This is a genomic window from Methanomassiliicoccales archaeon (assembly GCA_029907465.1).
Classification (GTDB): domain Archaea; phylum Thermoplasmatota; class Thermoplasmata; order Methanomassiliicoccales; family JACIVX01; genus JACIVX01.
On the sequence record JARYLV010000005.1, the window covers coordinates 54,906 to 81,517 of the forward strand.

Sequence of the window (26,612 nt, forward strand, 5' to 3'; positions counted from 1 at the left end):
TCGAAGCTCGAACATGTTAGTAGATAGTTTTTTATAGTAGTGCATATTATGCCGAATTAGGCGCTCGGGGCCGGTGGCTCAACTTTCCTCCTAAGCTTTTTTTGTTATCCCCACCACGCCGGCCTCGGGCGCCGAACCCCCCTTTAGTTTTTTTTAACTGTTAAATTTGGCCACAGTATTCGCAAGGGATTGGAACCGAAGCACGCAGAAGTATTATTCTTATTCAAATTCAATAAGGTCAATGCATGATGCTCGAGGAAGAAATCCTAAAGAGGATCACACCTGACACAGAACACAGAAGATTCGTCGATCGAGTCGTGTCAGATCTCATGAAGAAAGTTGAAAAGGAAATATCCAGATTCAATTTTCCACTGGAAGCCCGACTCGTCGGATCAGTTGCGAAGGACACATACCTTCCCAGACCTGATATCGATATCTTTGTCATGTTTCCGCCATCTGTTGATCGAGACGAGTTAGAGACGATCGGGCTAGACATCGGAAGGAGAGTTCTCGGAGGTGAGGAGCGCTACGCAGAACACCCGTACATTCACGGGAAATACAGGGGACTCGACGTCGATCTCGTGCCATGCTACAGAATTGAAAATCCTTCGAAAATAAAAAGTGCCGTCGACCGAACCCCGTTCCACACTGAGTTCATCAAGAAAAAAATTACAGAACACCAGAAGCCAGAGGTTCGTCTTTTGAAACAGTTTATGAAAGGCATTGGGGTGTATGGAGCTGAGGCGAAGATACAGGGGTTCTCGGGTTATTTGGTCGAGCTACTCGTCCTCAGGTACGGAGATTTTCTTTCGGTAGTAAAATCAGCGTCCCAGTGGAAATACGGCGAGAGACTATGGCTCGAGCGCCCCGGCGACACTAAGTTCGACGATCCACTGATTTTCTATGATCCAGTTGATCTCTCACGGAATGTCGCCTCTCCTGTCTCAATTAATTCATTTTCTCGATTTATTTACGCATGTGCATCTTATTTAAAAGAAAAGAATGAACGCTTTTTCTTTCCGAAAAAGAGGGAAGACTGGAAAATCAAAAGAATTAGAGAATGTTTCAAAAAAAGAGAGACGGCTCCAGTCATCGTTCGCTTCGATCGGCCGGATATTATCGATGATGACCTATACCCTCAGATTAGGAAGACAGAAGAGAGCATATCCAACCTCCTCAAAAACCACGACTTCACGGTCGTCGACAGGGTGTCACGCGCCGATCGTTACGTACTGATTGCATTTGAGATTGAATCCTTGAAACTGCCGACTGCAAAGAGACACGAAGGGCCGCCGATGTGGATAGAGCATTCAAAACGATTCCTCGAGAAATGGAAAGGAAAGACAGGACTCAGCGAGCCATTCATCGACCAAGGGAAGCTCGTTGTTATCGCGAGGAGGGAGTACACAGATGCGGCTCAGCTACTACGTGATAGGATCAAAACGACTTCACTCGGAAAGGATCTCAAGCAGGTAAAATTCGACGTGATATCAGGGAAAGCGGTTTTCAGAAAGGAGTATAGAAAGATCATGACCGATATACTTGATAAGAGAATGCCGTGGGAAATCTAGCAGTGTCATCGTCAGCCGGTCACCTGGATCGTATATATGTCCGATATCGCCTGATTTCCCGACGAGTCGGAGGCAACGATATAGAAGGCATATGGCCCAGGACCAGAAAAGTCCGAAAGATCCTTCAAGATCTCATAGATATGATCTGAAGCAAGGGTCATATTATCGAGGGGCAAGGCTGAAAATCCTATCTGAACGGAACTCAACCTGCCATTATCAGCAACCTTTGCCGTTATATTGATTATCGCATCGCGTGGAATATTTGAAAACGCATAGGCTGAGGGTTTCTGAGAAACCCAGTTGCCACTCCCGTCCTGGTACCAGATCGTCACTTCCGAGATTTGCGGCGGCGTGTGGTCGCTAAATGGAGGATTCATCATGAGTATCCATATGCCAAGGAAGAGAAGGAAGAAAAGCGCGAGATTACCAAAAAGGGTTTTCTTTTCAATCTCATTGGGCTTGATTTTTACTAGAATGTATATATATCTCAATGCAAACATGCCGATGAAAAGAACGACCAGCCCCAGTAATACGTTAATTTCGCCAACAAGGAACGCTACGATGCCACAGAGAATGGCAAAAAGCGCTGTCAACAGAAGAGTCTTTGTTCCCCTGATGTCATTTTCAAGGAAAGCCTTTTCGTCGAATTCTGGTGGGATGAACTCGTACTCCTCTTCAACGACTTCTTTCTTCTTTTTTCGGGCCATGTCGACACCCTAACGCCGAGAGGATTAAAAACCCTTTGGATTATCTATTGATTGAGAATATTGCTCGAGACATCAGAAACGGGAAAGCATTAGGAAACGATTTTCGAACCAGCAGGGGATGATTATTTCAAAAATATAGTGTTAGATGGTGTAATTTCATTGCAAAGGGCTTTTACTTAAAATAGGATGACTTCCATGCTCTATTTAACCCCACTTTCGATGAACTCGGGGGGTATATATTATAAATGTTCGTAGGATTAGATATGAAGAGGTGCTTTAATGCCCGAGAAAAAACTTGAAGAGTTGCCGGGTGTTGGCCCTGCAACTGCTGAGAAACTTCGTGACGCCGGTTATACGGATCTAATGAGTATCGCGGTCGAATCACCGAAGACCCTGGCTGAAATAGCGGAAATCGGAGAGAGCACAGCCGCAAAGATCATCGCCGCAGCGAAACAGGCGGCGGATGTAGGAGGATTTGAAACGGGAGATCAAGTCCTCGAAAGGAGAAAGAATATCCACAAACTGACCTCCTGTTCTAAGGCCCTCGACGAGTTGATGGGGGGAGGATTTGAAACCCAATCAATTGTCGAATTTTATGGCGAATTCGGGAGCGGGAAGTGTGTTTCTGCCGGAACACCCGTCATCTTTGAGTACGGTAGGTCACCATTAGTATCCACTATAGAAGATGTTTTTGACATTTACAAAGAAGAAAACGGAAAGGAGACTTTCGATAACGGCGAAATTGTTTCAACTCATGGTACGAGAGTCCTAGGCTTCATCAATGGAGTGGTCAAACCAGTATATGCATCACATATCTATAGAGAGAGGGTCAAGGAGCTTGTTGAAATTGAGACCGTAAAGGGACGCACGATTGCACTCAGTATGGCTCACAGACTCCCAGTTGTCGTTGACGGGGGGGTTCAATGGCTTCGAGCGAGTCATATCAAAAGGGATCAAAAAATTGCGGTCGTAAATGCCGTCTATGATGAACTTCTTCGATCATTCGATAAGGGTCAAAAAGTCTTCTCAGATAGGGTCAAATCTATACGAATAAACCAGTACAATGATTACATCTACGATTTCGTGGTTCCTGAGGGTCATTCATTTGTCGGCGGGTCCTTGCCAACAATTCTCCACAACACTCAACTGTGTTTTCAGCTCGCGGTTAATACGACGATGCCCGTTGAAAGGGGTGGATTGGAGGGCGAAGTCGTAGTCATTGATACGGAAAACACATTCAGGCCAGAGAGGATCGTTCAAATGGCGACAGCCCTTGATCTTGACCCTATCGAGACTCTGCGAAAAATTCACGTCGCAAGGGCTTACAATTCGCATCATCAGATGCTTCTCGTCGAAAAGGCAGCAGACCTTGCGAAAGAGCGACCGATCAGGTTGATGGTCGTCGACTCGCTCACAGCCCATTTCAGAGCGGAATACATCGGGAGGGGAGCGCTCGCAGAGAGGCAGCAGACTCTCAATAAACACATGCATGATCTCATGAAGTTCGCGGATGTCAATAACGCCGTCATCGCTGTGACAAATCAGGTCGCAGCGAAGCCAGACGCATTTTTCGGAGATCCCACGCGTCCCATCGGAGGACATATCGTCGGACACACAGCGACTTTCAGGATTTATCTCAGGAAAAGCAAAGGGGGAAAGCGTATCGCAAGATTGATCGATTCGCCGAACCTCCCCGAAGCAGAGGTCGTCATCACGATCTCAGAGGAAGGAATTCGTGACTGAGGACTCTTTCCTATTCGAGCTCTCGGGTGAACATCCCACACTCCCGAAGGCTGAAGCGCTCGCATGTGTATACGCTGAATGCGAGCAGTACTCAATCATCGCATCCGGTCCAGGATATCTTGTTTGCCGTTTCTCGCCAGAGAAACTCGATCGAATCGCGTATCGTCTCGCGCTCTCGCACCGCATCGGACGATATCTTGGGTCTTGCAGGATACAAGAGCTCAGCGAATTTGTCGACGGCCTAGACCTCCCAGGTGGAACCTTTTGCGTTCGCGTGAAAAGATATCAACAGTACATGCAGGAAGTTGATTCACTAAGTGTTGCGAAAAAAGTCGGGGAGATCATTGGTAAGGAAAGAACCGTGAACCTCAAGTCCCCAGATCTCGAAATCCGAGTCCTCCTTTCTGATGCGCTACACTTTTTTATAAATGATCGCGCCATTGACAGAAAGCAATATGATCGCCGAAAGGTAGCACTACGACCGTTCTTTTCACCAATTTCGCTACACCCGCGGTACGCAAGAGCACTCGTTAATTTATCTAGGGTAAGAGCTAATGAAACCCTGTTGGACCCGTTTTGCGGTACTGGTGGTATTCTCATAGAAGCGAGCTTAATTGGCGCAAGAGTGTTCGGATCTGATGTGTCAGAGGAGATGATCGAGGGGTGCAAGAAAAACATGCAACATTTCGGAGCGAAGTGGGAAGATATGAAGGCCATCGATGTTGGCTCGATTGCCGAGGAGTTCGATCAAATTGATGCTGTCGTAACGGATCCGCCCTATGGCCGTTCGGCGACGACAAAAAAGGAGCTGCCGAAACAATTATACGAGAGGGCAATGGGAGCGATTGCTGATACCCTGAAGACCAATGGACACCTGAGTATCGTGTTCCCCTCACCCTGCCATTCAACACATGACAAACTCAAGCTACAGGAAATCCATACACAGAAAGTTCATAGATCACTGACAAGGCACTATTGTGTATTCACCCGTTTACCGTAATTTGAAAATTGATCGTCCGTGATTCACTCTGTGACGAGGTATCGAGCACGATTGTGCGCAGCCCTTCCTCTGCGTTCTCAGGAACGGTAATCTCCACGGTCACATTCGCCGATCTCTTATATGGAATCTCGAATTCGAGCGCGTTCGTCGCGTTTTCTCGCGACTGGTTACTCAAATAAATGATAGCACTCCAGTTCTGAGGGACTTGTTTCATAACGAAGTTGAGATGCAAGTACGTGTTACCAGTGTTGTTCACAACCATGTAGAATACCACGTTCTGACCTGGAGTGACATTCACAGAGGACGATTGTGGCTCTATCAAAACGATCTCGTATGAGTGATCTGGGGGTATTTCGACCACTGGGATTGGAACAAATGTCAATAGGAGTATAACCAGAGCTGCGGCGCCAATCGCTTTCCTCTTATTATCCACTTTGGAGATATCGTTAAGCGGGGCAGGGTGTCTTAGACCGAGAAGGAATATCAATAACGCGAAGAAAAGCCAGCCGATGTAAAAGAAGGACATGATGAAAAGGAGAGCGATTGTCGCATAACTCAGGTATCTCGACTTGTCTCCAAGAAGCCCCCTTGCGATGTGTCCACCATCAAGCTGTCCTGCTGGCAATAGATTAATCGCCGTTACGAGTAGACCGACCCAGGCCGCAAATGCCGTGGGGTGAAGGGCAACGCCTTCAGGAACAGGTACAAAAAGCATAAAGAACTGGTAAAGTGGTTGGACGACGATCGCGATGGCACCACCTGTACCAAGCTCACCAGACTGGACTTCACCATGTGCTGTGAGATAAAGACCAATAATGACGAGTGGAATTGCAACAATAAGACCTCCGATTGGCCCAGCTACTCCTATGTCCACTAGAGCCTTTCTGTCGGGCATCGGCTCACGCATTGAGATAAACGCTCCGAATGTCCCGAGAGGGGGAACTGAGGGAATGAAATATGGAAGGGAGGCTTCGACGCCATGTTTCTTTGAAGCGAGGTAATGGCACAGTTCATGCATCCCGAGCATCGTCATCAGTGGGATGGCAAAGAAAACTGCGCCCCAGAGGAAATTGTCGACAGTGAGAACTGAAGACACGCCCTTGTAACTCGCCCAGAGGTATGCGCCAGCAAACGTAGTTGAGAAGAAAGTAACGATAAGAAGGAGTTGGTTAATCCACGTCCCCCTCCGTTTGATCTCGGGCTTCCTAGCGATCGCGATAATATATTCTCCACCCTGGTGGTGAAGAAAGGGGATGTAACCCCTAGCGCCGAGTTCCCGACGAAGCGATTCAAAATTCTGATCGAGGGTACGTGGGTCAGGGGTGATGAAAATTGATAGAGAATCGTGGGTCAATCTAACATCATAGATTGGAAAATACTTTCCAATGATCGACTTAATCGCTTCGATCTCAGCAGCCACATCAACATTGGCCATCACGCACGCTATCTTAATCTAATTATTAACCTTTTGCCCAATACTATTTCGTAATACAATCTTAAATGGTTACTTCCCGGGGAAAAAAAGTAATTATAACAAAGAAATTCCCAACGGTGAATCGGTTCATTCAGCTTTTCCGCATCGGCAATTGTATTATGGGCGTTGTTGGGGTCATATTGGCTGCGCTGGTCGGCGCGGGAACTTCAATAGTGGATTATACCATGGAAATTCTTGTCGCTTCCGCAGTCGTCTTCACATTCATCGCCGCGGGAAACTCGCTCAATGATTATATGGATCGAGAGGTCGACAAGAAAGCTCATCCCGAAAGACCGATCCCCTCAGGGAAGATTAGTCCTTCAACAGTCTTGAGAGTCTCAGCAGTCCTCTTCTCCATCTCGCTCCTTCTGTCCTTGCTCCTCGACCCGATTTCCATCGGTATCGTAGTAGTCGCTGTTCTCTTCATGATTTCCTACGAACTAAAATTCAAAAAAGAGGGTTTCAGTGGCAACTTTCTCATCGCCCTATTGACTGGTTTCCTATTCTTTTTCGGTGGTGCCGTCGTGAGACACATTGAACAGACACTTGCGCTCGCAGCGATGGCATTTCTTGCAACCCTAGGTAGGGAAATCATCAAAGACGTAGAGGACATGGAGGCGGACTTTGACCGGATGACTTTGCCTAAACGGATCGGGAAGAGAAAGGCTGGTGCAACTGCAACATCATTCATTTTGGTCGCAGTCATCCTGAGCTTCGAGCCTTACATTGTCGGCTTCTTCCATATTGAATATCTTCTAATCGTTCTCGTTGCTGATGCAATCTTTATATACTCCTCATATCTTCAATTTCAAAATCCGAAGCGAGGTCAGAGATTGATAAAAATAGGAATGTTTGTCGCACTCATCGCTTTCCTCGTAGGTGGTCTTCTATGAAGATAAAAGAATACCTGATAAAACGCATGCGTGAAGGAACTGTCCATATGACACTCATCGATCCGGCGAAGCAGGATTCGGTCGTCGCCGCCAGAATTGCTGAGACGGCTGAACGGATTGGCACGGATGCGATCATGGTGGGGGGATCGACTGGTGTCACGCAAGAAAACCTCGATCTCACTGTTCTTGAAATTAAGAAACTCTGTAAGCTCCCTGTTATTTACTTTCCGTCCGGAGCACACGCAATTTCGAGACACTGCGACGCAATATACTTCATGAGTGTGTTGAATAGCCAGAACGTAAGACATGTCATCGGGGAACAAGTGAGAGGTGCGCCAATCATTGAGAAACTGGGCCTTGAAACAATCCCAATGGGATATGTCATAGTGGAACCAGGAATGAAAGTAGGTGAAGTGAGTAACGCCGATCTGATCCCCCGAAACAACCCTCAACTTGCCGTCGCTTATGCTCTTGCCGCGCAATACATGGGTATGGAATTTTTTTACTTAGAGGCAGGTAGTGGGTCGCCTCAACCAGTGCCAGAAACAATGATCCGCGAAGTAAAGAGGCATGTCTCGATTCCCCTTATCGTTGGTGGCGGGATTAGGGAGCCTGAAGACGCACTGGCGATTAAGGAAGCCGGCGCCAATGCGATAGTCACCGGCACAATTGTTGAGAACGGAGACTTTTCGACGAGACTGGAAAAAATCATATCGGCTATAAAAAAATAGAGAAATTATAAATCAATCTAGAGATATAAATCAATTAGAAGACAATCAACGAGTACATTTTGTTGTTTTCGATCCTATTTTTTTCTAAAGCCGGGGCATTGCAAGATAATTAGAATTGACATCTTATGTCTGCATTGGTTTTCGATATGACAATCACAAAATCATACCATCTCGATCAACATCTCGTGGATTCTCGTATCACTTGAGAGTTCTGGATGGAATGCAAGACCTAATAAATTGTCCTGTTTAGCCATCACAATATTTCCCTCAAGGGTCGCCATAACTTCGCATTGCCCCCATACTCTTTTGATTGCAGGAGCCCTAATAAAAACTGCGTGGAAGAGGCTGTCCAATCCCTTTACCATGATGTCGGCTTCGAATGATTCGCGTTGCCTTCCGAAAGCGTTTCGATCCACTTCCATGTCCATCAAACCGAGGAGCTCTGTGCCAGTTTTGATAACCTCTTCGTCCCCGACCTTCGCCAAAAGTATGCATCCTGCACACGTGCCCATAATTGGCATGCCCTTTTTGCCCCTTTCGACGATTGTGTCAAAGAGATTGAACCGCCTCAACAATCTCGAGATCGTCGTGCTCTCGCCACCAGGGATGATCAGGCAATCAATCCCTTCCATATCCTTCTCCCTTCTGACAGGAACGGCACGACCATTGACCCCTAATCGTTCGAAGGCCGAATTAGTCATTTCAATGTGTTCCTGCACAGCTCCTTGTACAGCAATGACACCTACTTTCATAACTATCGCCCTAGAACGACCGCGCGGTCAAGAATCTTTCGCATTAGCGTGGAATCAACTGTATTGGTTTCTCAGATCGACGATCGACATCGTCTTCGGCACAAATTCGAGAGATCCGTTAGGAACCATTTCGATTATTGGCTCTTCAAGAAGATCGTTTTCGATGCTTGTCTTGATCTCAGGAATACCCATAATTGCTTTCAGTATTTTCATTCGACCCTCTTCCTGATCGCCGATGAACTCGACCTTAAAGCGCAACCGGTCCCTAAATTCAGATTTCTCAATGAACACGACATAATTTACGACGCCAGAAACGCCAAGTATCGCCTCATCAAAAAGCATAGGGAAAACCTTTTCTCCCATCCCAATTTTCCTCATCATATCGAGGCGTCCTCGAATTTTCCCGACTTTTCCGATCGTCTTCAGACCACAAGCGCATGGTGGTTCGATGAGGCATGAAAGGTCATATGTTCTGTACCTCAGTAACGGCGTTGCCTGGTAATTGAGACTCGTGATGACCAGTTCACCGGGTTCACGTAGCCCTACGTGCTCGAGCGTTTCTGGGTCTATTGCCTCAACCAAAAAATCCGCATCATTAACATGGAGTCCATCTTGTGCTATGCACTCGACGGTCGTCGCTAAGCCCATCTCAGTGAGTCCATACTGGCTGAGAGCTTTGCAGCCCCATGCATCTTCGATCTCCCGTCGCATCGCTTCCGATAGCGGTTCAGCTGAAAGAATGATCGCCTTAATGCCAAGGGATCGGAGATCGTATTTGTCCTTCGCGAGCATAGTGACCCTATAAATAAACGATGTCAATCCTATCATCATCGTTGTACCTGATTCTCTCATGATGCGTATTTGTTCGTCAATATCCAGCATGTCTGCGATTACTGAATGAAGACCCGCGATTTTACATGCACCGTCGAGCATGTATCCAGGGTCCCAACTCGCGATCGTGGGAAACATAATCTGCAAAACATCATTTTCGGTCATGCCGACGGTCTTTAGAGCGGCAGAGATTGAGTCTATAATTCTTAAAATATCATCTCTAGTGAAGAAAATTCTTTTCGTTAGGCCTGAGGTGCCAGAGGTGGTGAAAGCACGCATTACTTTGCCTTGGGAAACGCATAGGAAATGAAAAGGTTCTTTTGCAACCTCCGCAGGCTCAGTCAACGGGATTTTCGTCAGATCTTCGAAGTTCTTAATTTTCTTCGGATCGATATCCGCTTTGTTGAGGAGTGTTCTATAATAAATGCTATTGGCTCGAACGTACTCAAGCTGCTTCCTGAAGCGATAAATTTGGTACCCACGAATATCCTCCCGCGTCACCTCATCCAGGCGCCTTTTCCCAAGGATCTCTCTTAATTCCGAACTCGACTTGAAATTCTTTTTGACCTGATTGTGAATCCATTCTTCGAGCGGATATTTCGCTTCATCAGAAATATCTCTAGATGACAGTCGCCTCCTGGCGATTGCGATTTTCAGCTTGGTTAAAACATCCACGGGGAGAGATAATATAAATTTCAATAATAAACCTTTTGACCAGGAAATTTTGGAATTCAAACTAATTTATCGTCTCAAGAGAGATCCGAGTTGCAATTCGTTCAATTGAACGACAACACTAATAGCCAACACACACTTTGCTTCCTTCATGATCAATGATATGTGGAAAGGCGCCTTCTCTTCGTTGAAAAGAATGCTTAATCTCGCGAATTCTCCTGTTGGCATCAAGATGCTCGCTGAAGCAAAGGAATTAATTAAATTCGACAATGTGAAACTTCTAACCAAGACAGCGCCCTGCCACATGGCCGCTATTGCCAGATACTATAGGGAGCAGGGGATTGTTGGTGCTTCCTCAGAAGGTGTAAGATGCGTTCTTGGTTCTTCGTGTACTGGTCTCATAAAGACACCTGACCGCGTTCTTAACGGGACTCTAAATTTGCCATTTGTTAGAGATATAAATGCGGCTGAAAATCTGCAAAAGGCTATCAAAATGATCGGAGTGCACGAGAAAAAATATAGCGCAGTTCTGATGGCACCACTGGATTTAATGCCAACCGATCCTGATCTCATTGTCATTTATGCAACTCCTGCACAGGTTTTGAGAATGATCATCGGTTATGCGTACTGGAGGGGAGATGCAATCTCAACGACCATGACAGGTCAAGGTAGTCTCTGTGCGGCAATCGCGAAGATTCTCGATGGCCAGAAGGTTGTCATCGACATCCCTTGTATGGGAGATAGAGCGTACGGACTCGTGAGAGAAGAAGAAATGCTATTTGCTTTTTCAGCTGATATAACGGCGGAATTCCTTGAAGGGCTCAGAATGACAGAATCAACCGCGTCACATCCATTCAAACCTTTTCTCAGCTGGCCTGTTGTATTGCCGCCAGATTTTGATGTCCGCGCGAACGAAGTCGAATAATATCGTTCATTGAGAGATCCTGAACATAGTGTTGAGACAAGGGGATCATTCAGAGAAGCCGTATGAGAACGATCAAATTGTACTATTGTCGTCACATATTGCCAAGGATTTAAATATCAGGGTTATCCTCAGGAGACGAGGAGGAGGACAGAATGGTACTGACGCCGCACATGAAACAACTCGGCATAACTCCAGATCTTCTTAAGACAACGAAACGGGTAACATGTCCCCGTTGCGGCAAGACTTTTAGCTTGTTCCAGTCGAGGGCGATCGCATGTAGAGGATGCAGAAGGTCCGCTACGACCTGTGAGCTAGCAAGGTGTCCCTTCTGCGACTTTGAGTTCCCACTCCAGCAGCTCATCGTGTCCAGTGAACAAAGACAGAGAGAGATCTCAAGATACATGAACAAGATCGTCGGTGATTATCACAGGAGCGTTGGCAAGAAAACCTCCCGTTAACCTTTCTTATATTTGGAAAATATCTCGTGCCTGTACAAAGTCTTTCCGTGAACGCTGTTTATGTTGAAGAGGCAGAACGGGATCAAGCGACCATCTGGGGTTACCGTGTGGATACAACAATTTTTAAGCCTCTCTGTCTCCACATTCCAGACATCCTGGAAGGGCATCGTCGAAACGGTAAGGTAGTGCGTCTTCGCTCTCTGAATAAATCCGAGCCATGTTCCGTCAAGGTCTCCCTCATTACTGCTACTGATCGAGTCTTCGATGTACCGCCAGAGATCGCATATCTCCTGCCTTGTCTTCTTCGCAATCTGGCTTGTTTCACGCGGTGGACCGAGTGCTCTTTGGGTCAGTGGAAACAGCGTGCCATCTTCCATTAGAATCGACATCGATTTCGCATCGCAGTGCACGTTTGCGCAGGAAGTGGGGATAAAATTATCAGCCCTTAGTTCTCCCTTTGTCTGCTCCTCGATCGCTTTGAGAAGGTCTGGGAGGAGTACGCGATCCTCATCTCTTGGTACCGATGGGTATCTACCAAAATAACTCAGCGGTTGGAAATGGACCCCTTTGACGGTCGGTATCCATTTCTTGGCAAACTGGATGATATCTCCGATCTGGTGAAAATTCACATTTCTCGAAACGACGACCACTAGGGTGACACCCATACCCACCTTCTGACAGTTTTCGAGGGCTTTGAGTTTCGTGTCAAGAAGGTCTCTCCCGCAGGTCTTCACAAAGACATCGCCGGTGATGCCGTCAAACGAGAAATAGAGAGAGTCTACGCCAGCCTCCTTAATTTTCCTCAAGTAGTCCAGATCCTCTGCGAGCCGAACGCCATTGGTATTGACTTCGATATAATCAACGCCCATGCCCTTTCCCATTTTCACTATATCAGGGAGATCATCCCTGATTGTGGGCTCTCCGCCACTGATCTGCACGGCGATTGGATGCTTAACATAATCAACAACCGTCTGAAACATCTCTCGGATTTCTTCAATCGACGGATGGAACCTGTATCGCTCGTTCGCACTGGCAAAGCAGATCGGACACTTGAGGTTACAGCCGTTGGTGACCTCAAGGACAACGAGACAGGTGTGCTGGATATGATCTGGACACAGACCGCAGACTTCTGGACATGTGCCACTATTCTTAACTGCAATCCTCTCAGGCTTCGATTTTACACACGAATAGCGTTCAAGGTCCTTGTAGTCCATAACGCCACGCCAGATAAGAACTTTGAAAGTTCCGTGATCTGGGCATGTCTTGACTAGATAAACTTTGTCATCCTCAGCAATTTTCTCTGCGGGTATCGTCCTCAGACATTCTGGGCAGAGGCTCTCTGTTTTCCCAATTAGTTCGCTCATTTGAACACCAGAAGTAAGCTTCGTTATGGATTCAAGAGATTTTTAATTTTCTGAAGATGCATCCCGCAAAAAGGCTCCCACCGAAATTCCACTTCTCGTGATTGTGATTCTGAATCGACCAGAACGAGCCAAATATAGTTATCGAAAGCCAGAAAATTCCGATATCATCCGATGAAGATGAAAGTAAAAGGGTAGAGGCCGCATTTGCGGCCCTGAAAGAGTTTAAGCGCGTTTCTTCTCGAACAGACCTTCGACTGCAGCCAATGTCTTCGTTGCAAGGTATTCCTCAACCCAAGAGTCCCTGCATTTCGGACAGACGACAGCTGGTCCGTTTCTCGTGACCTGCATGTATGTCATCGCGACGTGTCCATACATCGCGGGCTCATTGCAGTGAGCGCAAACCCAATCACTCTTATCAGTTGCGTTGACTATGTCTCCCAGCATCAGTCTATGAGAATATGCGGACTTCACTGTCGCATGCTTTCTCACGAGGCCCTTTTCAAGCTCGTAGTCGACATAAACGGTGGCCTGGCCAATCAATTTCTTTGCGATGTTCCTGTTGCCCATTACAATCTTCTTGTTCGACGACTCCGCCGTCTCGATGACGTCCTTGACATCGGCTTCCTTGATGCCCCTCTTGCCGATCAATTCCATGACTTCATTTGGGATCTTGATTTCCATTCTTCCTCACCTCACCATGTTCCATATGTTCCGTAGTCCCTGGCCGCTTTGACCAGCGCTAGGAGGTTGCCTGGAATCGTGTACGGCGGCGTCTCGCATGAAGTACCAAGAATGTATCCCTTCGGGCTGTCACGTCCAGCCAATATCTGCGCCTTCGCCTGCTCATATGCAATCTTGGGGTTCGGGTTGATCATCAGCTTTGTGTCAACCGATCCCATGATGGTCGAACGGTTTCCGAATTCTTCCTTTAGAAGCTTAGACGGGAATGGATCCCTACCGTAATACCCGATGTGAATCACATTGAACGGAGACCAGAATAGCGTGTCCTTGAACACTTTGTAGTCGGTCTGGTGGTTGCCGCAGAGGTGATAGAACAGCTGGGGTCCTGCCCCGCCTCTAAAGGCCTTGTCAACATAATATTTCATGTAGTTCGCTGAGTACTCTTTCACGGCTTCGTCTGAAAAGATATCATTGTTAGCAAGGACGGAGCCGACGATCAACATCGCCATGCCAAACCTGTTCGCCAATCCAATTGCCCCGTTGACCGATGTATCCGTGTATTTCTTAACGAGTTTGTGTGCTGCTTCGGGTTCAGTGAATGTCCACATGATGAAATTCTCAACGCCACAGAGCTCGGCTGCCGCACCAACAAGGTCGAAACCGTAGGAGATCGGGACGAGCGTCATCGGAAGGTTCTTTTGCACATACTCGTAGATCCTGATGAATTCGGGCAGGGTATACCCCTTCATTAATTCATCAACATCTGGTACGTGGATGTTGTCGACCTGTCCCGGCTCAGATATGATCGGTCCAGTAGATATCGGAGGCAAAGTGTCCTTGTACTGCAGTGTCAATCCCAACTCCCTTACCCACGGAAGCGAGTAGAACCAGTGCGTCACAGGTAGTAGGTCGTACAGTTGCGAGATATATCCGACGCAGTGGATTCCCAACTCAGGCTTCTCGTAGAAGTCTCGAATCGTGAACCCGCAGGCTACCGCAGCGTGCGATAGAATAATCGGATCCACGTCGATCCTGTCGTGCGCTACATCGACGAACGGGGAGGCGAATCGCTTATTAGCATTTGCATGCCACTTCATATCCATTCCTGGAAATAGTTCTTCGTAGCCCATTATGTACCCCCAAAAAAGATTACCGCCTTTACGATATTTAAGGATTACTTTATTACTTTTGAAACAATTTTTCAAAAAAGATTGTTAAGTTGTGTTAATATGCAACATTATTCGATTTCATTTCAATAATAAGCAACAATGTTTCATTCTAGAAGATATGTCTCATCCAGCCCATTCTCCGCATTTTTAGAAATGGAATGATAGATACTTAAAGAATAGTTTAAAAGAAAATGGAGGCGAAATGATCGATTCGTTACAAATTAATTGCCACCTTTTCGATTTGACTAGATCCAGCTGCTTAAAAATAACTCCCTCTATTGGAATTGATGGTCCCAGCACTGATCAATAAGTCTCTTTCTATACTTAACCGCTCAATTCAATGGGACTTCCTTCGATGGGAACCAAGACCTCGCGATCAATCAATTCTGAAAATCTTTCTGGCTTCACGGTATGAACGGGAATGACGACTTCCGGATCTATCATGTCAATGATTTTGACTAGATCTTCAGCAGGCGCATGTCCGGAGGCATGATATCCTGGGTCGAATTTCGGTCGAGGACCTTGCGAATCTTCAACGATCTCAAACCCCCTTATCTTCATCCCGAAGAGCGAGAGCCAATTTCTTAACCGATAAAAATCGATAGCCTGCTCTTCTGTGTAAGCCTCACTGCTTGAGTAGATATAAGTGCCACCTCTTGGCTTAATATCAAGTAATCTATTCATATCCCAGAAAGAAAAACAAACAATAAATTTCCTGGGATCCAGGGCGATGTCCATTGGGTCAATAAGAGCTTCCTCATGCCTTGTTTCAACTTCTGTTTCATAACTCTCCATTTTTTCCTTGATATCGCGATAAACCCGCACATTCTCCATGTGATCTCTACCGTCAACACACGAGATAGCGTCGAGGCAATAGGCGTCTTTCATGAGAACGACGAGTTCTCGTCCCAATTCTTTAGCGATCCTTTTGAATGTATCAAGTCGCTCGAAATTCCGTGGCGAGAAGTCTGCGACGATCAGTCCTTTTTCATCTGAAGAAGCGCCCAAGCACGTTTCGTAAACGGTTTTCTCGGTAATGCCCTCTTGTGTCGCATCGATCCTCGTGCCCTCGATGATGAGGGCGCGTGGGCAGAGCGCTCTTGCTTCATTGACGAAGGTCTTTGTCTTATCGGCAAAACGACCATGCATTCTCAGATCTCCAGTATACACAATCCAACCGCAAGACGTGTTCACGCCAAACGCCGAAGAACCGTAAATAGAATGATCAGTATCGAATTGTCTAAATTCTATGTCGACATCCTCCTGCTTCAAGAGTTCGCCGCTATCGAACCTTTTTCGCAACGGACAAAAGGTCATGAAATTCTCAAATCTGTTCGTCATCGGTCCTGCAATAACCAATTTCCTCCCCTTAAGGGGATCACTTCTTGCAACCGCAAGATATCTGTCGTTTTTTCCAGGCGTTCTCCGATTAGCATATACTACCTCATGCTCAATGTGATGGCTATCGCAATCCCTTAAACATTTAAGCAAAGCAAATGTCATGGGCGATGCAACGAACGGTATTTTGAAATCAAGCATTGACGCCCTCCCAACGTGATCGAGGTGTGCGTGCGAGAGGAAAACGGCATCGACCCTCATTTTCTGAAATTTTGATAAATCAACGTCAGTTGGTACGAGATCATCTCTATAAATATTTAGATGGGGTAACTGGCCGATATGCAGATAATCATGAATTCCTCTTCCAGGCCTCGGTGCGAGGAACTCCTCGCAAAACCTGCCTAATTTCTCATAATTAATACCGAAATCGAAAAAGACGCCATGCCCGTCAAATTCCAAATAGATCTTGTTGCCACCAATCGACTGACATCCGTCATAAACAGTAATTTCGGCAGTCAATAATTTCCCCCACCTCAATGTTATGTCTTAGCCAACTATCAAAGTTTTCCGGTCATTTCACTCAGTAGGTTCCAAAATGACCTCGCTTCAATACACACAAACGAAAATAGTGAATGGACAATCCATTTTATCTTGATCAGGATGAAAGCTGTTAGCCAGTAACCGGCAACAAATACTCCCCAAATCTCGAAATCGGAGGAGCCATCATCGCTCAACGACTTTGCCGATGATGGGGACCACCTTGCCACATCTCATGCAGCGATGATCCCGCGAAAGCTCTCCTTTTATAACACGATAATACGACCTTTTGATGAGAACTGCGCCACACTCCGGGCATACCGTGTTTTCATATGTACTCTCCGAAATATTCCCTAAATAGACGTATTCGATTCCCGCGTCTCTCGCAATTTCATAGGCGTTGTACATAACACTAAGATCCGTCGGTGGTTCTTTATACTTATATGCTGGGAAATACCTAGTGAAATGCAAGGGCGTCTCAGGACCAGCATTCTTGATATGCTCTTCAATCAACGATCGTATCGAGAATTCGTCGTCATTGACCCCCGTCACGAGAAGATTGACGATCTCAACGTGCACTCCCAATTCTATGGCGAGACGGACATTTCTCCATACCTTATTTATATCGACGTTGCCGCAGAATTTCCGATAGACCTCTTTGTCACCCTTCACATCGATTTTTGCGCCAGTAAGACCGGCTTCTCTCAGAAGCATAAGAGCTTCAGGAGTCAAATAGCCATTCGTTACAAAGCATGAATACAATCCGCGTGCCCTCCCTTTCCTGAAAGCATCTAGAGCCCAATCGGTAAGAAGTGTCGGCTCCTGAAAACTTGCGCAAAGCCCATGATCCCCTCTTAATATGGCGAGGTTGACAATATCATCCGGACTGGTGTAATCATCGACTTCTGGATCGGGAATTCTCCTTGAGAGATGATAATTCTGGCACCAAGGACAATTGAAATTGCAAGACCATGTGGAGAAGGTGAGAGCGGTTGAACCTGGCCAATAATGATACAACGGCTTGATTTCGATGGGGCGGCTTTCAATCGCGCTCAAATTGCCATAGACGAGGATGAAGAGTCGCCCTTCGATGTTTATCCTCGTCTTGCAGAATCCTCTCGCACCAGAAGCAATTACGCACCTTCTTTCGCAGAGTCCACAACGCACTTTAGAATCCCCGACCCGTTCATAGAGAATTGCTTCCCTCACCACCTGCTGTTTAAGAATCCGATCCAGATCTTTCTTATTATTCGTCATCGATGAATATTCTCGTCATGTTCTTGAGCTAAATAAATTTGTCAATACTTGTCGATTGGTTTCGCTAGATTCCTGCGGCTCGATGAGCCTATCGATGTTAGGGAGACTAGAGACCTGGCAAGATCCAAACTCCCATCAAATGAAGGGCCCTCATGAACGACACTAAATCGCAACGCTGAGATTTCGAACACAATGCCCTGGCAAATATCCCGTACTTTTTGATTGTTAGTACACAGCAAGCGCCACAAAATATTAACTGGCATACAAGCATTTAGGCATCGAAGGATATCTATCGAAATAACCTTGTGCCGCATTTCAATACAATCTATCTTCAACCATCGGTTAAGAGTGAGGTATACCGATTTCAGCAAAGAAAAAACCGGCTTCGCAGGAATTTTCTCCTGCATGAAGAACAAGTTCATCCCGAAATATAATTTCCATTGCGGTGGAATTTATTCACAAAATTGTTTTTAGATTTAATGCTGCTTATGGAAAGATAGCATGAGATCTTTGATTATTAATTGCTATATGAACCCAAAAGAAATCAATGAGCTCTATAATGCAATTAAACCATTGAGTGATTGCCATATCTTACATTACGAAGAAATGGAAAACAAAGATCAATTGAAAGATTTTTTTGACGCAGTTATCATCAGCGGCTCTGAAGCGAGAATAGTTAATGAAAACCATAGAAAGAGGTTTGGTGCGATAATGGATTTAATAAGGAATCTCGATATTCCGACATTTGCAATCTGTTTTGGACACCAATTACTCTGCTGGACGTTCGGTGCTGGCGTCTCATCCTTGTGCAAGCCTGTCAAAGATCAATTTGAAAGGATCAGGATCATTGAATTTGATGAGATATTTGATGGCTTCGAGAACAGACATATTGTGTTGGCTGAATGGCACAACGATTATGTGATTAAAGAAGGGCTGAACGATTCGGGTTTTATTCTGCTTGCAGACTCCGAATCATGCGAAGTAGAGGCGGTCAAACACATCAGGAAACCATTTTATGGCGTTCAGTTCCACCCGGAACGAATCAGGATTAAGAATGAGGTTCATGGAGAAGGACATTTGCTTATCAAGAATTTCTATGACAAGGTAGTCAGGAAATAGGTAGACCCCATTTGACACAAATGGTCCTCAATCTTGTCTTCTCCAGCACTTATTCAAATTCAAGACGCACGTGTTTTCAAAAAAATGTATTCGTAGGTCTTTTCATAGCCCTCATTTTCACATATTTCAGTTTCTCCGTATGCTGCTCCGCATATGGGCGCGTCTCTTCTTTGTAAGCACTTCTTCTAAGCCTCAAAAACCAGATAATCCAGGTCATTAACACTGTGGTATTTTCATTCTAGTGCGGGGGGAGGGATTTGAACCCTCGGACCCCTTCGGGACAGAATGCCTTACGGAAAGGCGCATGGCTTCCGTCTTAAGTCCTGCGCTTTTGGCCAAGCTTAGCTACCCCCGCTCATACAAATTGAAACCTGGGATTCACTTGATGCGGCGATTGGCAGTTGAGTATTTCATCCTTTTGTGTTAACTTTTCTTATTAAAAAAACATTAATGAAAAAAAGAAAAAAATCACTTCCGCAAAGAACAATAGAAACTAGAGGCCCTTTATTTTCCCCTTTAATTTCTCTGTAAGCAGTTCTTCTATCGTAGGATGACCAATCTCGCACAATTCATACCTCACCCTGACAACTGGTTTATTGACTTTGATGATCCTCCTTAGATCGACTGGTGTGCCAGAGACAACGACATCGCATTCAGCCCTGTTGATCGTCTCTTCGAGTTCTGAAATTTGGTCATTGCCGTAACCCATTGCCGGTAACAACTTCCCAATGTGTGGGTATTCCTTGAATGTCTCAAGGATCGATCCGACTGCAAAGGGTCGCGGATCAATGATCTCACTGGCCCCATAGTCTTCTGCTGCAATCATACCCGCGCCATATCCCATGCCACCATGTGTCACTGTTGGCCCATCCTCAACAACCAATACTTTCTTTCCTCGAATCATACTCGGATCTTCAACAGAGATCGGCGATGCCGCTTCAATTATGATCGCGTGGGGATTGATCGATTTGACATTTTCTCGCACCTTCAGTATATCATGTCGATCCGCCGTCTGGATCTTGTTAATTATGATGACATCTGCGAGTCGCACGTTCGTTTCACCAGGGTGATAAGTGATTTCGTGTCCTGCCCTATGCGGGTCCGCAACAACAATATGGAGATCCGATTGGAAAAATGGGAGATCGTTATTGCCACCATCCCAGACGATGACATCAGCTTCCCTATCCGCCTGCTCAAGAATTTGCTTATAATCCACCCCTGCGTAGACGAGGATCCCTTTATCGATCAACGGCTCGTATTCTTCCCTCTCCTCGATCGTGCATTCGTTCAGATCCAAGTCCTCGTAACTCGCGAATCTTTGAACAACCTGTTTCCTCAGATCACCGTAGGGCATTGGATGCCTGACAGCAACAACCCTTAACCCCTTATTCCTCAGAATCGTGCATATCTTTCGCGTCGTCTGGCTCTTTCCTGACCCCGTTCTAACGGCGCAAACGCTGATGACTGGAACTTTGGATTTTAGAGTGATACAAGGATTCCCCATTAACCTGAAATCCGCCCCTGCCGCCAAAACAATCGATGCTTTATGCATCACGTCAACGTGTGAGATATCGCTATACGCGAAAACAACTTGTTCGACGCCAAATTCTTTGATCAAATGAGGTAGTTCTTCCTCGGAGTAGATGGGGATCCCATCTGGATACAATTTCCCTGCGAGCTCTGGTGGATATCTCCGACCCTCAATATTCGGTATCTGTGTTGCCGTGAAAGCAACAACTTCGTACGAGTCATTGTCCCGAAAGTACGTATTGAAGTTGTGAAAATCCCGACCAGCTGCGCCCATGATGATGATCTTGCTGCGACTCATGCTTGTCCCCCTCCCCCCTCCATCCTCGACTTCATGTACGCGAAAACCATTGTATCAAGATGAATAACGAATCTGACCATATTTGACACTTCTGTGAGACCAGTTATCATAGCATCAGTGAAAAGTCGCTCACTTAATCAATCTCACTTGATCATTCTTCTTTGATTTGTGTGCGACGAGAGCCCTTGATCGGGAAAGATATCTGTACTCTTAAGACGATCTGGTAAAGGATGAGTTATCGGATCCCATCGGCAGAGATCCTGTCCGAGGCGATAAAAGAAGCACTGAGCAGTCGCTCAATGATACCGTCGCAGAAGGCACTCTCAAGTCTCGTCAATCAAAGATTGAAGGTCGTGGATTCTGCTTACACGGCGACAGAAGAAAGAATCAGAAGGATCCTTATAGATAAAGGCCTTGGCAAAATCGAGATTCATGCAAGAGAAGGTGAGGAGAGGAGTAAAGCTGGTCGTTGTCCCGTCTGCAGCGGGAGGATGAAAAGAATCAGAAACCAGACGATTTTCGGAGGAACGGTCACACTCGGTTATAAATGCATGAAATGTCCGTACTGGACTGGGTTAAAGAGACGAATACCAATCCGTTATGTTTTTTATGGCGATGAACGCAGGGCTGGAAAAGCATTAGAAGCAGAAAGGTAGGAAGTTCCGATCCAACCGTTTTCCCTTTGAGAGATCCAGTTAGACACTACCTTTCGTCATGTCTGTTCCTTTCGTCATGTCTGTTTTATGGACTTTACATGGAGACTTTCAAAAGCTGGCGGAATGTTATTGATTCTCCATTTTTGGCGCTCAGAGAGGTTATATACGAATTCCATCAATTCCAAACACATGTGTGAATCATCGGTTTTTCTTGAAGAAAAGGATGAGGTCCGCGAAGTAATGAAGGATGTCACAAGGATCATCATGGACGGTCACAATGCGATCTGTGTCAATATCATAGGGGAAAGGATGATTTTGGAAAACGTGGTATTGAAAGAGGCTAATCTCCTCAGCCATGGTATCGTTTTCAAGAGGATGTGAATGGCGCTGAAAATCGCTGTCTCGGGTAAAGGAGGTGTCGGTAAGACGACCGTAGCTGGGATTCTGGCCCGACTCTTTGGAAGAGATGGAAAAGAAGTTCTCGTTCTTGATGCAGATCCAGCATCAAATCTTGCGAGCGCGATCGGCGTTCCAAAAGAGGTGGCGGAGAAAATTGTCCCCCTCTCGAGAATGCTCGATCTCATCGAGGAAAGAACGGGCGTCAGGCCAGGTTCTAGCTACGGTGGCGTTTTCACAATCAATCCGAAGGTCGATGACATCTCGGCGAAGTACGCTGTAGAAGGAAAGGATGGTGTTAAACTCCTCGTACTTGGAACAATTAGCACCGGTGGGGGAGGCTGTTTCTGCCCTGAAAGTGCGCTCCTCAAGAACCTCATACGTCACCTTGTTCTCCAGAAGAATCAGTATCTCATCATGGATATGGAAGCGGGACTCGAGCATCTCGGGCGCGCCAGTTCAAGGAATATGGATGTGATGCTTGTTGTTGTCGAACCAGGCATGCGATCGCTCGAAACGGCTGCCAAGATCAAGGAACTGGCAAATCAAATCGGAATCAAAAGAGTCGTGGCAGTTCTAAACAAGGCGTCATCACAAAATGATAAAAAAGTTGTTGAAGAGACGCTAAATAAATCAGGATTGCCGCTTGCTACGACAATCCCATTCAATAGAATGCTGATAGAGGCTGACCTCAAAGGCGTCTCGCCTCTTGACGTAGAAGGGACCGAGGACGTTGTTTTGGCCATTCGAAAATTGAAGGAGGAGTTGGAGAAAGAGGTAGCTATTTCCCAGTAAATTTTGCATCCCTTTTCTCCAAAAAAGCTCTCATCCCTTCCTTTTGATCCTCCGTGGAGAAACAAATCGCGAAGCCTTTTGCTTCGAGAGCAAGCCCTGTCTCAAGATCAACATCAATTCCTTCATTGATGAGCTGTTTAGCCATTCTTACTGCGATCTGCCCCCTTGAAGCGATCGTCTTTGCCAGATTCCTTGCTTCTTCCATCAGTTTCTCAGGGGGGACAACCCGATTGACGAGACCAATTCTCAACGCCTCCTGCGCGTCGATCATGTCGCCCGTGAAAATCAATTCCTTGGCTTTCATCTTCCCGAGAAGTCTCGGCATCCTCTGTGTGCCTCCAAACCCCGGGGGGATTCCAAGCTTCACTTCTGGTTGACCTATTTTTGCCTTTTCTGAAGCAATGACGATATCGCAGGCCATGAGCAACTCACAACCGCCACCGAGCGCGTAGCCGTTAATCGCAGCGATCACTGGCTTTGACATCTTCTCGATGTAGAGGAAGACGCTATTTCCGAATTCTGAGAAGGCTTTGGCCTTTACTGGATCGAGTTCACTCATTTCCCCAATGTCCGCACCAGCGACGAACGCACGATCACCAGCTCCAGTAATGATGACCACGCTCACAGCGCTATCATTCTCGCATTCCATAAGCGCTTCTTTTAGGTCCCGGAGCACGTCGGTCCTCAACGCATTCAAAACCTTTGGTCGATTAATCGTAATGATCGCAATCCCTTCGTCCTTTTCGAGAATTACATGTTCGTATGGCATTTTTCTTTCCTCCGAGCAAAAATATTCTTGCCGGCATAAAGTCTTTCTTGATCTCCCTATACGAGAATTTTCTCAAAACATGATGCTAACAAACCGATTAAAATGAGGAGCGAACCGCTTGAATGATGCATATGTCAATTGATAATAAGTTTCGAAGTTGAAATATCAAAATCAATTAAGGAGCTTTCATCAAAATTGAAACGAACTCAGTGGCAACTGAATCAAAGGGATGGCTGACAAACCAGCCCATGGGTTTCTATAAATTTGGACGTCATTAGTCCATACTGTCCATAACAATTTTATGATATTTTTGGGGAACCCCCAATAAGTTGAGAATCATTAAATAGGTCTTTTAGCATAGTAGCGCGCAATTCAGTTTCGCAATACCTAATAAGCTACAAAACTCATAAGGCCGCATCGGGAGGCTGAGAAATCAAAAGACCGATTCAAATGAGAGGAGAGAACTAGATGATCGGTAAGGGATACTGCTACAAGGATAAAAGGATCAGCCCACTTCAATTCACAATGATGATCATGCTTCGCGAAAAACCGATGTATGGTTACGAATTACTGAAAAAATTGAGGGAGGAATTCAAGGGACTCTGGACTCCTCAAACTGGTTCAATTTATCCATCTCTCAAGAAACTTGAAAGCCACGGACTCGTAAAATCTGAAACGAGACACGGTACCGATTATTACTACCTTTCAGACGAGGGAAATACCTTCGTTAGTGAGAGCCTCGCCAAGATTCCAGGCGATATCGAATTCATGATTCGATACCTGAACATACTGGCTCGTGCCGCTTCTAGTGTTCGCGATGAAAATCCAGAAAAGCATATTCGTGCTTTCCTCAACGATTTTGAACAGGACGTCTGCGATCCCAAGGAAAGACTAGAGGCTCTTAGAAGCATGAGGGAAATCCTCGTCTCGAAGCTTGCATCAGTACAAGCCAAGATCGAAGAAATCGAGAAAATGATGAAACCGAAAAGGGGTGAATCACCTTGAACGCGGTTATTGAAGTCGAAAATCTCGTCAAGGTATACAATGGAACGATTCGTGCAGTCGACGGTGTGACATTTTGTGTTGAGAAAGGCGAAATCTTCGGATTCCTCGGTCCCAACGGGGCAGGCAAAACGACGACGATTTCGATTCTCACGACTTTACTTAAACCGACGAGTGGTGTTGCAAAAATCCTAGGCCACGATGTCACAAAAGAACCTTACAAAGTAAGGAAACTCATTGGCCTTGTCCCACAAGAACTGACTGTGGACGATGATCTAACAGGTCGAGAAAATATGCTACTTCAAGCGGACCTATACGGTGTCCCAAGGCGTGAAGCGATTGAAAGAATAGATGAGTTGCTCTCACTTGTCAACCTCGAAGATGCTGCAGATAGACTCGTCAAGACCTACTCCGGTGGAATGAGAAAGCGCCTTGAACTGGCAGAAGGACTCATTCATCAACCATCCGTTCTATTCCTCGATGAGCCGACACTGGGCCTTGATGTGCAAACGAGAGCGGCTATATGGAATCATATCCGTGATCTGAAAAAGAAACACAATATGACGATATTTATGACGACACACTATCTCGAAGAAGCCGACTCTCTTTGCGATCGCATCGCGATCATCGATCACGGACGAATCATGGCGCTGGACACACCTGAAACACTTAAACGGTCGATCGGCGGGGATGTTGTTCAGATCAAGGTGAACAGTGATTCAGATCTAACAGACCTGATTCAAAATGTCGCAGGTGTCGTGAATGTAAAGAAAGAGGGGGACGAGTACAGGATTAAGGCCGTTAACGGTGAGAAAATCATACCTGCGCTACTCAAAGTGATCGTTGATCACGGCGTGAGTGTTGAAAGTGTGCACCTGGAGCGACCAAATCTTGATCAGGTATTTCTCGAGTACACGGGTAGATCGCTTCGGGATGCCGAACAAACTGGATCGATGGACAAGTTTCAGCGAAGAGCTGCAGCACTTCAAGCAAGGAGGAGGAGGTAAATGGAAAGCGGGAATGTTTTAAGGCAGACATGGACGCTCATGATTCGCGAGCTGAAACACTGGTATCGCGTCAAAATTCAGATTTTCATGGCCCTCATACAACCTATAGTTTGGCTCGGACTTTTTGGACAGGCGTTCCAGCTTAACAAATTAATTCCGGCGGGCGACCAGATTCCGGGATCATTGCCGCCTTTTAATTTTTCCTTAATGTTTGCCGGAGCTCCAGATTATTTCTCCTACATGGCCGCAGGCATGCTCGCTGTGATCGTCTTATTCACTTGCATGTTCGGCGGGATGTCGATCGTCTGGGATAGAAGGTTTGGATTCCTCGACAAGCTACGCGCATCGCCGATTCCGAGAGGAGTAATTCCAGTTTCAAGGATTGGAGCAACGGTCATTCGTGCTATGATTCAGATGCTGATCGTCTTCGTTATTGCACTCCTCTTCACGTACGTACCAGGACTCACTGGGCTAACCCTCAACCCCGGATTCAATGCACTGGACTTCGTCGGACTATTCCTCGCTATGCTGCTACTTGCAATAGCGTTTGCGTCGTTATTCACAACAATCGCGCTCGCTGTTGAAAACCAGGAAACTCTTTTCGGCGTGATCAATCTACTGAACCTCCCGATCATGTTCGCATCTGCGGCCCTATTCCCAACGACCCTCATGCCAGACTGGCTAAAGGCGGTAGCAAACTACAACCCGTTGACGCTTGCCGTCGATGCAGCAAGGATATTCATATTCCACAATCCGAATCCAATCTACAACCTCTGGATCGACCTCGGTGGACTTGCACTCTTTGCATTCACGCTACTGGCAATCAGCGTTATACTCTCGAGAAAGCTAATGGGCGCAAAGTGAAGGACGCTGGTTTTTTTCTTCTTTTTTATTCCTTTAATTGCAATCTTATTGCAACCAATGATAGATGAAACAA

The 26,612-nt window shown here is 46.1% G+C and carries 25 protein-coding genes and 1 tRNA gene; 14 read left to right on the forward strand and 12 right to left on the reverse strand.

Annotated features, from left to right (window positions below; genetic code table 11):
• The first annotated feature begins 245 nt into the window (after positions 1 to 245).
• The gene (gene cca / locus QHH00_03285) at positions 246 to 1,571 is read left to right on the forward strand and encodes a CCA tRNA nucleotidyltransferase (protein MDH7508404.1); all 1,326 of its coding nucleotides are present in this window, start codon (positions 246 to 248) and stop codon (positions 1,569 to 1,571) included.
• A gap of 11 nt (positions 1,572 to 1,582) precedes the next feature.
• Here the strand turns inward: cca and QHH00_03290 are convergent, their stop codons facing one another.
• The gene (locus tag QHH00_03290; protein ID MDH7508405.1) at positions 1,583 to 2,278 is read right to left on the reverse strand and encodes a hypothetical protein; all 696 of its coding nucleotides are present in this window, start codon (positions 2,276 to 2,278) and stop codon (positions 1,583 to 1,585) included.
• Between the two features lie 279 nt (positions 2,279 to 2,557).
• Here QHH00_03290 and radA point away from each other — a divergent pair, with 279 nt between their 5' ends.
• Together radA and QHH00_03300 are read left to right on the forward strand one after the other, a co-directional pair.
• Entirely contained in the window at positions 2,558 to 4,021 is a 1,464-nt protein-coding gene (radA, locus tag QHH00_03295) for a DNA repair and recombination protein RadA (protein MDH7508406.1), read from the forward strand.
• The gene (locus tag QHH00_03300; GenBank protein MDH7508407.1) at positions 4,014 to 5,021 is read left to right on the forward strand and encodes a methyltransferase domain-containing protein; all 1,008 of its coding nucleotides are present in this window, start codon (positions 4,014 to 4,016) and stop codon (positions 5,019 to 5,021) included. Before radA ends, QHH00_03300 begins: the two co-directional genes overlap by 8 nt.
• Here QHH00_03300 and QHH00_03305 read toward each other — a convergent pair.
• On the reverse strand, positions 5,005 to 6,456 hold the full coding sequence (locus QHH00_03305; protein MDH7508408.1) for a site-2 protease family protein: 1,452 nt from the start codon (positions 6,454 to 6,456) through the stop codon (positions 5,005 to 5,007). The genes QHH00_03300 and QHH00_03305 overlap by 17 nt on opposite strands.
• A gap of 116 nt (positions 6,457 to 6,572) precedes the next feature.
• Here QHH00_03305 and QHH00_03310 point away from each other — a divergent pair, with 116 nt between their 5' ends.
• Positions 6,573 to 7,388 (forward strand): UbiA family prenyltransferase, encoded by an 816-nt coding sequence (locus QHH00_03310; protein MDH7508409.1) that lies wholly within the window; start codon positions 6,573 to 6,575, stop codon positions 7,386 to 7,388.
• A complete protein-coding gene (locus tag QHH00_03315) occupies positions 7,385 to 8,119 on the forward strand; it encodes a geranylgeranylglyceryl/heptaprenylglyceryl phosphate synthase (GenBank protein ID MDH7508410.1) in 735 nt (244 codons plus the stop codon). Before QHH00_03310 ends, QHH00_03315 begins: the two co-directional genes overlap by 4 nt.
• A gap of 161 nt (positions 8,120 to 8,280) precedes the next feature.
• Here the strand turns inward: QHH00_03315 and pdxT are convergent, their stop codons facing one another.
• Positions 8,281 to 8,871, reverse strand: coding sequence for a pyridoxal 5'-phosphate synthase glutaminase subunit PdxT (pdxT, locus tag QHH00_03320; protein ID MDH7508411.1), 591 nt, complete (start codon positions 8,869 to 8,871; stop codon positions 8,281 to 8,283).
• 54 nt (positions 8,872 to 8,925) lie between these two features.
• Positions 8,926 to 10,377, reverse strand: a complete 1,452-nt coding sequence (locus QHH00_03325) for an AMP-binding protein (GenBank protein MDH7508412.1) — start codon at positions 10,375 to 10,377, stop codon at positions 8,926 to 8,928.
• Between the two features lie 148 nt (positions 10,378 to 10,525).
• Between QHH00_03325 and QHH00_03330 the strand changes: the two genes are divergently transcribed.
• Together QHH00_03330 and QHH00_03335 are read left to right on the forward strand one after the other, a co-directional pair.
• On the forward strand, positions 10,526 to 11,299 hold the full coding sequence (locus QHH00_03330) for a DUF169 domain-containing protein (protein ID MDH7508413.1): 774 nt from the start codon (positions 10,526 to 10,528) through the stop codon (positions 11,297 to 11,299).
• Between the two features lie 152 nt (positions 11,300 to 11,451).
• Entirely contained in the window at positions 11,452 to 11,757 is a 306-nt protein-coding gene (locus QHH00_03335; GenBank protein ID MDH7508414.1) for a hypothetical protein, read from the forward strand.
• Here the strand turns inward: QHH00_03335 and QHH00_03340 are convergent.
• The 5 genes from QHH00_03340 to amrS all read right to left on the reverse strand — a co-directional run bounded on the left by QHH00_03340 (position 11,754) and on the right by amrS (position 18,103).
• On the reverse strand, positions 11,754 to 13,121 hold the full coding sequence (locus tag QHH00_03340) for a radical SAM protein (protein MDH7508415.1): 1,368 nt from the start codon (positions 13,119 to 13,121) through the stop codon (positions 11,754 to 11,756). The two genes, QHH00_03335 and QHH00_03340, sit on opposite strands and share 4 nt — an antisense overlap.
• Positions 13,122 to 13,343: 222 nt before the next feature.
• Complete coding sequence (locus QHH00_03345) at positions 13,344 to 13,802, reverse strand: hypothetical protein (GenBank protein ID MDH7508416.1); 459 nt, start codon at positions 13,800 to 13,802, stop codon at positions 13,344 to 13,346.
• Positions 13,803 to 13,813: 11 nt separating this feature from the next.
• On the reverse strand, positions 13,814 to 14,932 hold the full coding sequence (locus QHH00_03350; protein ID MDH7508417.1) for a uroporphyrinogen decarboxylase family protein: 1,119 nt from the start codon (positions 14,930 to 14,932) through the stop codon (positions 13,814 to 13,816).
• A gap of 363 nt (positions 14,933 to 15,295) precedes the next feature.
• Complete coding sequence (locus QHH00_03355) at positions 15,296 to 16,828, reverse strand: MBL fold metallo-hydrolase RNA specificity domain-containing protein (protein MDH7508418.1); 1,533 nt, start codon at positions 16,826 to 16,828, stop codon at positions 15,296 to 15,298.
• A gap of 204 nt (positions 16,829 to 17,032) precedes the next feature.
• On the reverse strand, positions 17,033 to 18,103 hold the full coding sequence (amrS, locus tag QHH00_03360) for an AmmeMemoRadiSam system radical SAM enzyme (protein ID MDH7508419.1): 1,071 nt from the start codon (positions 18,101 to 18,103) through the stop codon (positions 17,033 to 17,035).
• A 528-nt stretch (positions 18,104 to 18,631) separates the two neighbouring features.
• Here amrS and QHH00_03365 point away from each other — a divergent pair.
• A complete protein-coding gene (locus QHH00_03365; protein ID MDH7508420.1) occupies positions 18,632 to 19,222 on the forward strand; it encodes a gamma-glutamyl-gamma-aminobutyrate hydrolase family protein in 591 nt (196 codons plus the stop codon).
• A gap of 242 nt (positions 19,223 to 19,464) precedes the next feature.
• Here QHH00_03365 and QHH00_03370 read toward each other — a convergent pair.
• Positions 19,465 to 19,577: transfer RNA gene (locus QHH00_03370), tRNA-Leu, on the reverse strand.
• Positions 19,578 to 19,715: 138 nt separating this feature from the next.
• Entirely contained in the window at positions 19,716 to 21,050 is a 1,335-nt protein-coding gene (locus tag QHH00_03375; protein MDH7508421.1) for a cyclic 2,3-diphosphoglycerate synthase, read from the reverse strand.
• A 230-nt stretch (positions 21,051 to 21,280) separates the two neighbouring features.
• Between QHH00_03375 and QHH00_03380 the strand changes: the two genes are divergently transcribed.
• The 3 genes from QHH00_03380 to QHH00_03390 all read left to right on the forward strand — a co-directional run bounded on the left by QHH00_03380 (position 21,281) and on the right by QHH00_03390 (position 22,897).
• Positions 21,281 to 21,706 (forward strand): hypothetical protein, encoded by a 426-nt coding sequence (locus tag QHH00_03380; protein MDH7508422.1) that lies wholly within the window; start codon positions 21,281 to 21,283, stop codon positions 21,704 to 21,706.
• Between the two features lie 189 nt (positions 21,707 to 21,895).
• Entirely contained in the window at positions 21,896 to 22,087 is a 192-nt protein-coding gene (locus tag QHH00_03385) for a CooT family nickel-binding protein (GenBank protein MDH7508423.1), read from the forward strand.
• Entirely contained in the window at positions 22,088 to 22,897 is an 810-nt protein-coding gene (locus tag QHH00_03390) for an AAA family ATPase (protein MDH7508424.1), read from the forward strand.
• Here the strand turns inward: QHH00_03390 and QHH00_03395 are convergent.
• Positions 22,884 to 23,666 carry a short-chain-enoyl-CoA hydratase gene (locus QHH00_03395; protein ID MDH7508425.1) on the reverse strand — a complete coding sequence of 261 codons (783 nt, stop codon included), beginning with the start codon at positions 23,664 to 23,666 and terminating at the stop codon, positions 22,884 to 22,886. The genes QHH00_03390 and QHH00_03395 overlap by 14 nt on opposite strands.
• 468 nt (positions 23,667 to 24,134) lie before the next feature.
• On the opposite strand from QHH00_03395, the gene QHH00_03400 reads away from it, so the two are divergent.
• From QHH00_03400 to QHH00_03410, 3 genes are read left to right on the forward strand one after another with little or no spacing between them, the layout of a single operon-like run.
• Positions 24,135 to 24,671 (forward strand): PadR family transcriptional regulator, encoded by a 537-nt coding sequence (locus QHH00_03400; protein MDH7508426.1) that lies wholly within the window; start codon positions 24,135 to 24,137, stop codon positions 24,669 to 24,671.
• Positions 24,668 to 25,675: an ATP-binding cassette domain-containing protein gene (locus QHH00_03405; protein MDH7508427.1), complete on the forward strand. Its 1,008-nt coding sequence runs from the start codon at positions 24,668 to 24,670 to the stop codon at positions 25,673 to 25,675. The genes QHH00_03400 and QHH00_03405 overlap by 4 nt, the downstream gene beginning before the upstream one ends.
• Positions 25,676 to 26,539 carry an ABC transporter permease gene (locus tag QHH00_03410; GenBank protein MDH7508428.1) on the forward strand — a complete coding sequence of 288 codons (864 nt, stop codon included), beginning with the start codon at positions 25,676 to 25,678 and terminating at the stop codon, positions 26,537 to 26,539.
• Positions 26,540 to 26,612 lie beyond the last annotated feature (73 nt).

Excerpts from the sequence above, each read along its gene's own strand:
- QHH00_03290 (MDH7508405.1), bottom strand. The coding sequence starts at position 2,278 with ATGGCCCGAAAAAAGAAGAAAGAAGTCGTTGAAGAGGAGTACGAGTTC.
- QHH00_03410 (MDH7508428.1), top strand. The coding sequence starts at position 25,676 with ATGGAAAGCGGGAATGTTTTAAGGCAGACATGGACGCTCATGATTCGC.
- QHH00_03350 (MDH7508417.1), bottom strand. The coding sequence starts at position 14,932 with ATGGGCTACGAAGAACTATTTCCAGGAATGGATATGAAGTGGCATGCA.
- QHH00_03365 (MDH7508420.1), top strand. The coding sequence starts at position 18,632 with ATGAACCCAAAAGAAATCAATGAGCTCTATAATGCAATTAAACCATTG.
- cca (MDH7508404.1), top strand. The coding sequence starts at position 246 with ATGATGCTCGAGGAAGAAATCCTAAAGAGGATCACACCTGACACAGAA.
- QHH00_03335 (MDH7508414.1), top strand. The coding sequence starts at position 11,452 with ATGGTACTGACGCCGCACATGAAACAACTCGGCATAACTCCAGATCTT.
- QHH00_03375 (MDH7508421.1), bottom strand. The coding sequence starts at position 21,050 with ATGAGTCGCAGCAAGATCATCATCATGGGCGCAGCTGGTCGGGATTTT.
- QHH00_03305 (MDH7508408.1), bottom strand. The coding sequence starts at position 6,456 with ATGGCCAATGTTGATGTGGCTGCTGAGATCGAAGCGATTAAGTCGATC.
- amrS (MDH7508419.1), bottom strand. The coding sequence starts at position 18,103 with ATGACGAATAATAAGAAAGATCTGGATCGGATTCTTAAACAGCAGGTG.
- QHH00_03395 (MDH7508425.1), bottom strand. The coding sequence starts at position 23,666 with ATGCCATACGAACATGTAATTCTCGAAAAGGACGAAGGGATTGCGATC.
- QHH00_03385 (MDH7508423.1), top strand. The coding sequence starts at position 21,896 with ATGTGTGAATCATCGGTTTTTCTTGAAGAAAAGGATGAGGTCCGCGAA.
- QHH00_03390 (MDH7508424.1), top strand. The coding sequence starts at position 22,088 with ATGGCGCTGAAAATCGCTGTCTCGGGTAAAGGAGGTGTCGGTAAGACG.
- pdxT (MDH7508411.1), bottom strand. The coding sequence starts at position 8,871 with ATGAAAGTAGGTGTCATTGCTGTACAAGGAGCTGTGCAGGAACACATT.
- QHH00_03330 (MDH7508413.1), top strand. The coding sequence starts at position 10,526 with ATGATCAATGATATGTGGAAAGGCGCCTTCTCTTCGTTGAAAAGAATG.
- QHH00_03345 (MDH7508416.1), bottom strand. The coding sequence starts at position 13,802 with ATGGAAATCAAGATCCCAAATGAAGTCATGGAATTGATCGGCAAGAGG.
- QHH00_03400 (MDH7508426.1), top strand. The coding sequence starts at position 24,135 with ATGATCGGTAAGGGATACTGCTACAAGGATAAAAGGATCAGCCCACTT.
- QHH00_03380 (MDH7508422.1), top strand. The coding sequence starts at position 21,281 with ATGAGTTATCGGATCCCATCGGCAGAGATCCTGTCCGAGGCGATAAAA.
- QHH00_03315 (MDH7508410.1), top strand. The coding sequence starts at position 7,385 with ATGAAGATAAAAGAATACCTGATAAAACGCATGCGTGAAGGAACTGTC.
- QHH00_03340 (MDH7508415.1), bottom strand. The coding sequence starts at position 13,121 with ATGAGCGAACTAATTGGGAAAACAGAGAGCCTCTGCCCAGAATGTCTG.
- radA (MDH7508406.1), top strand. The coding sequence starts at position 2,558 with ATGCCCGAGAAAAAACTTGAAGAGTTGCCGGGTGTTGGCCCTGCAACT.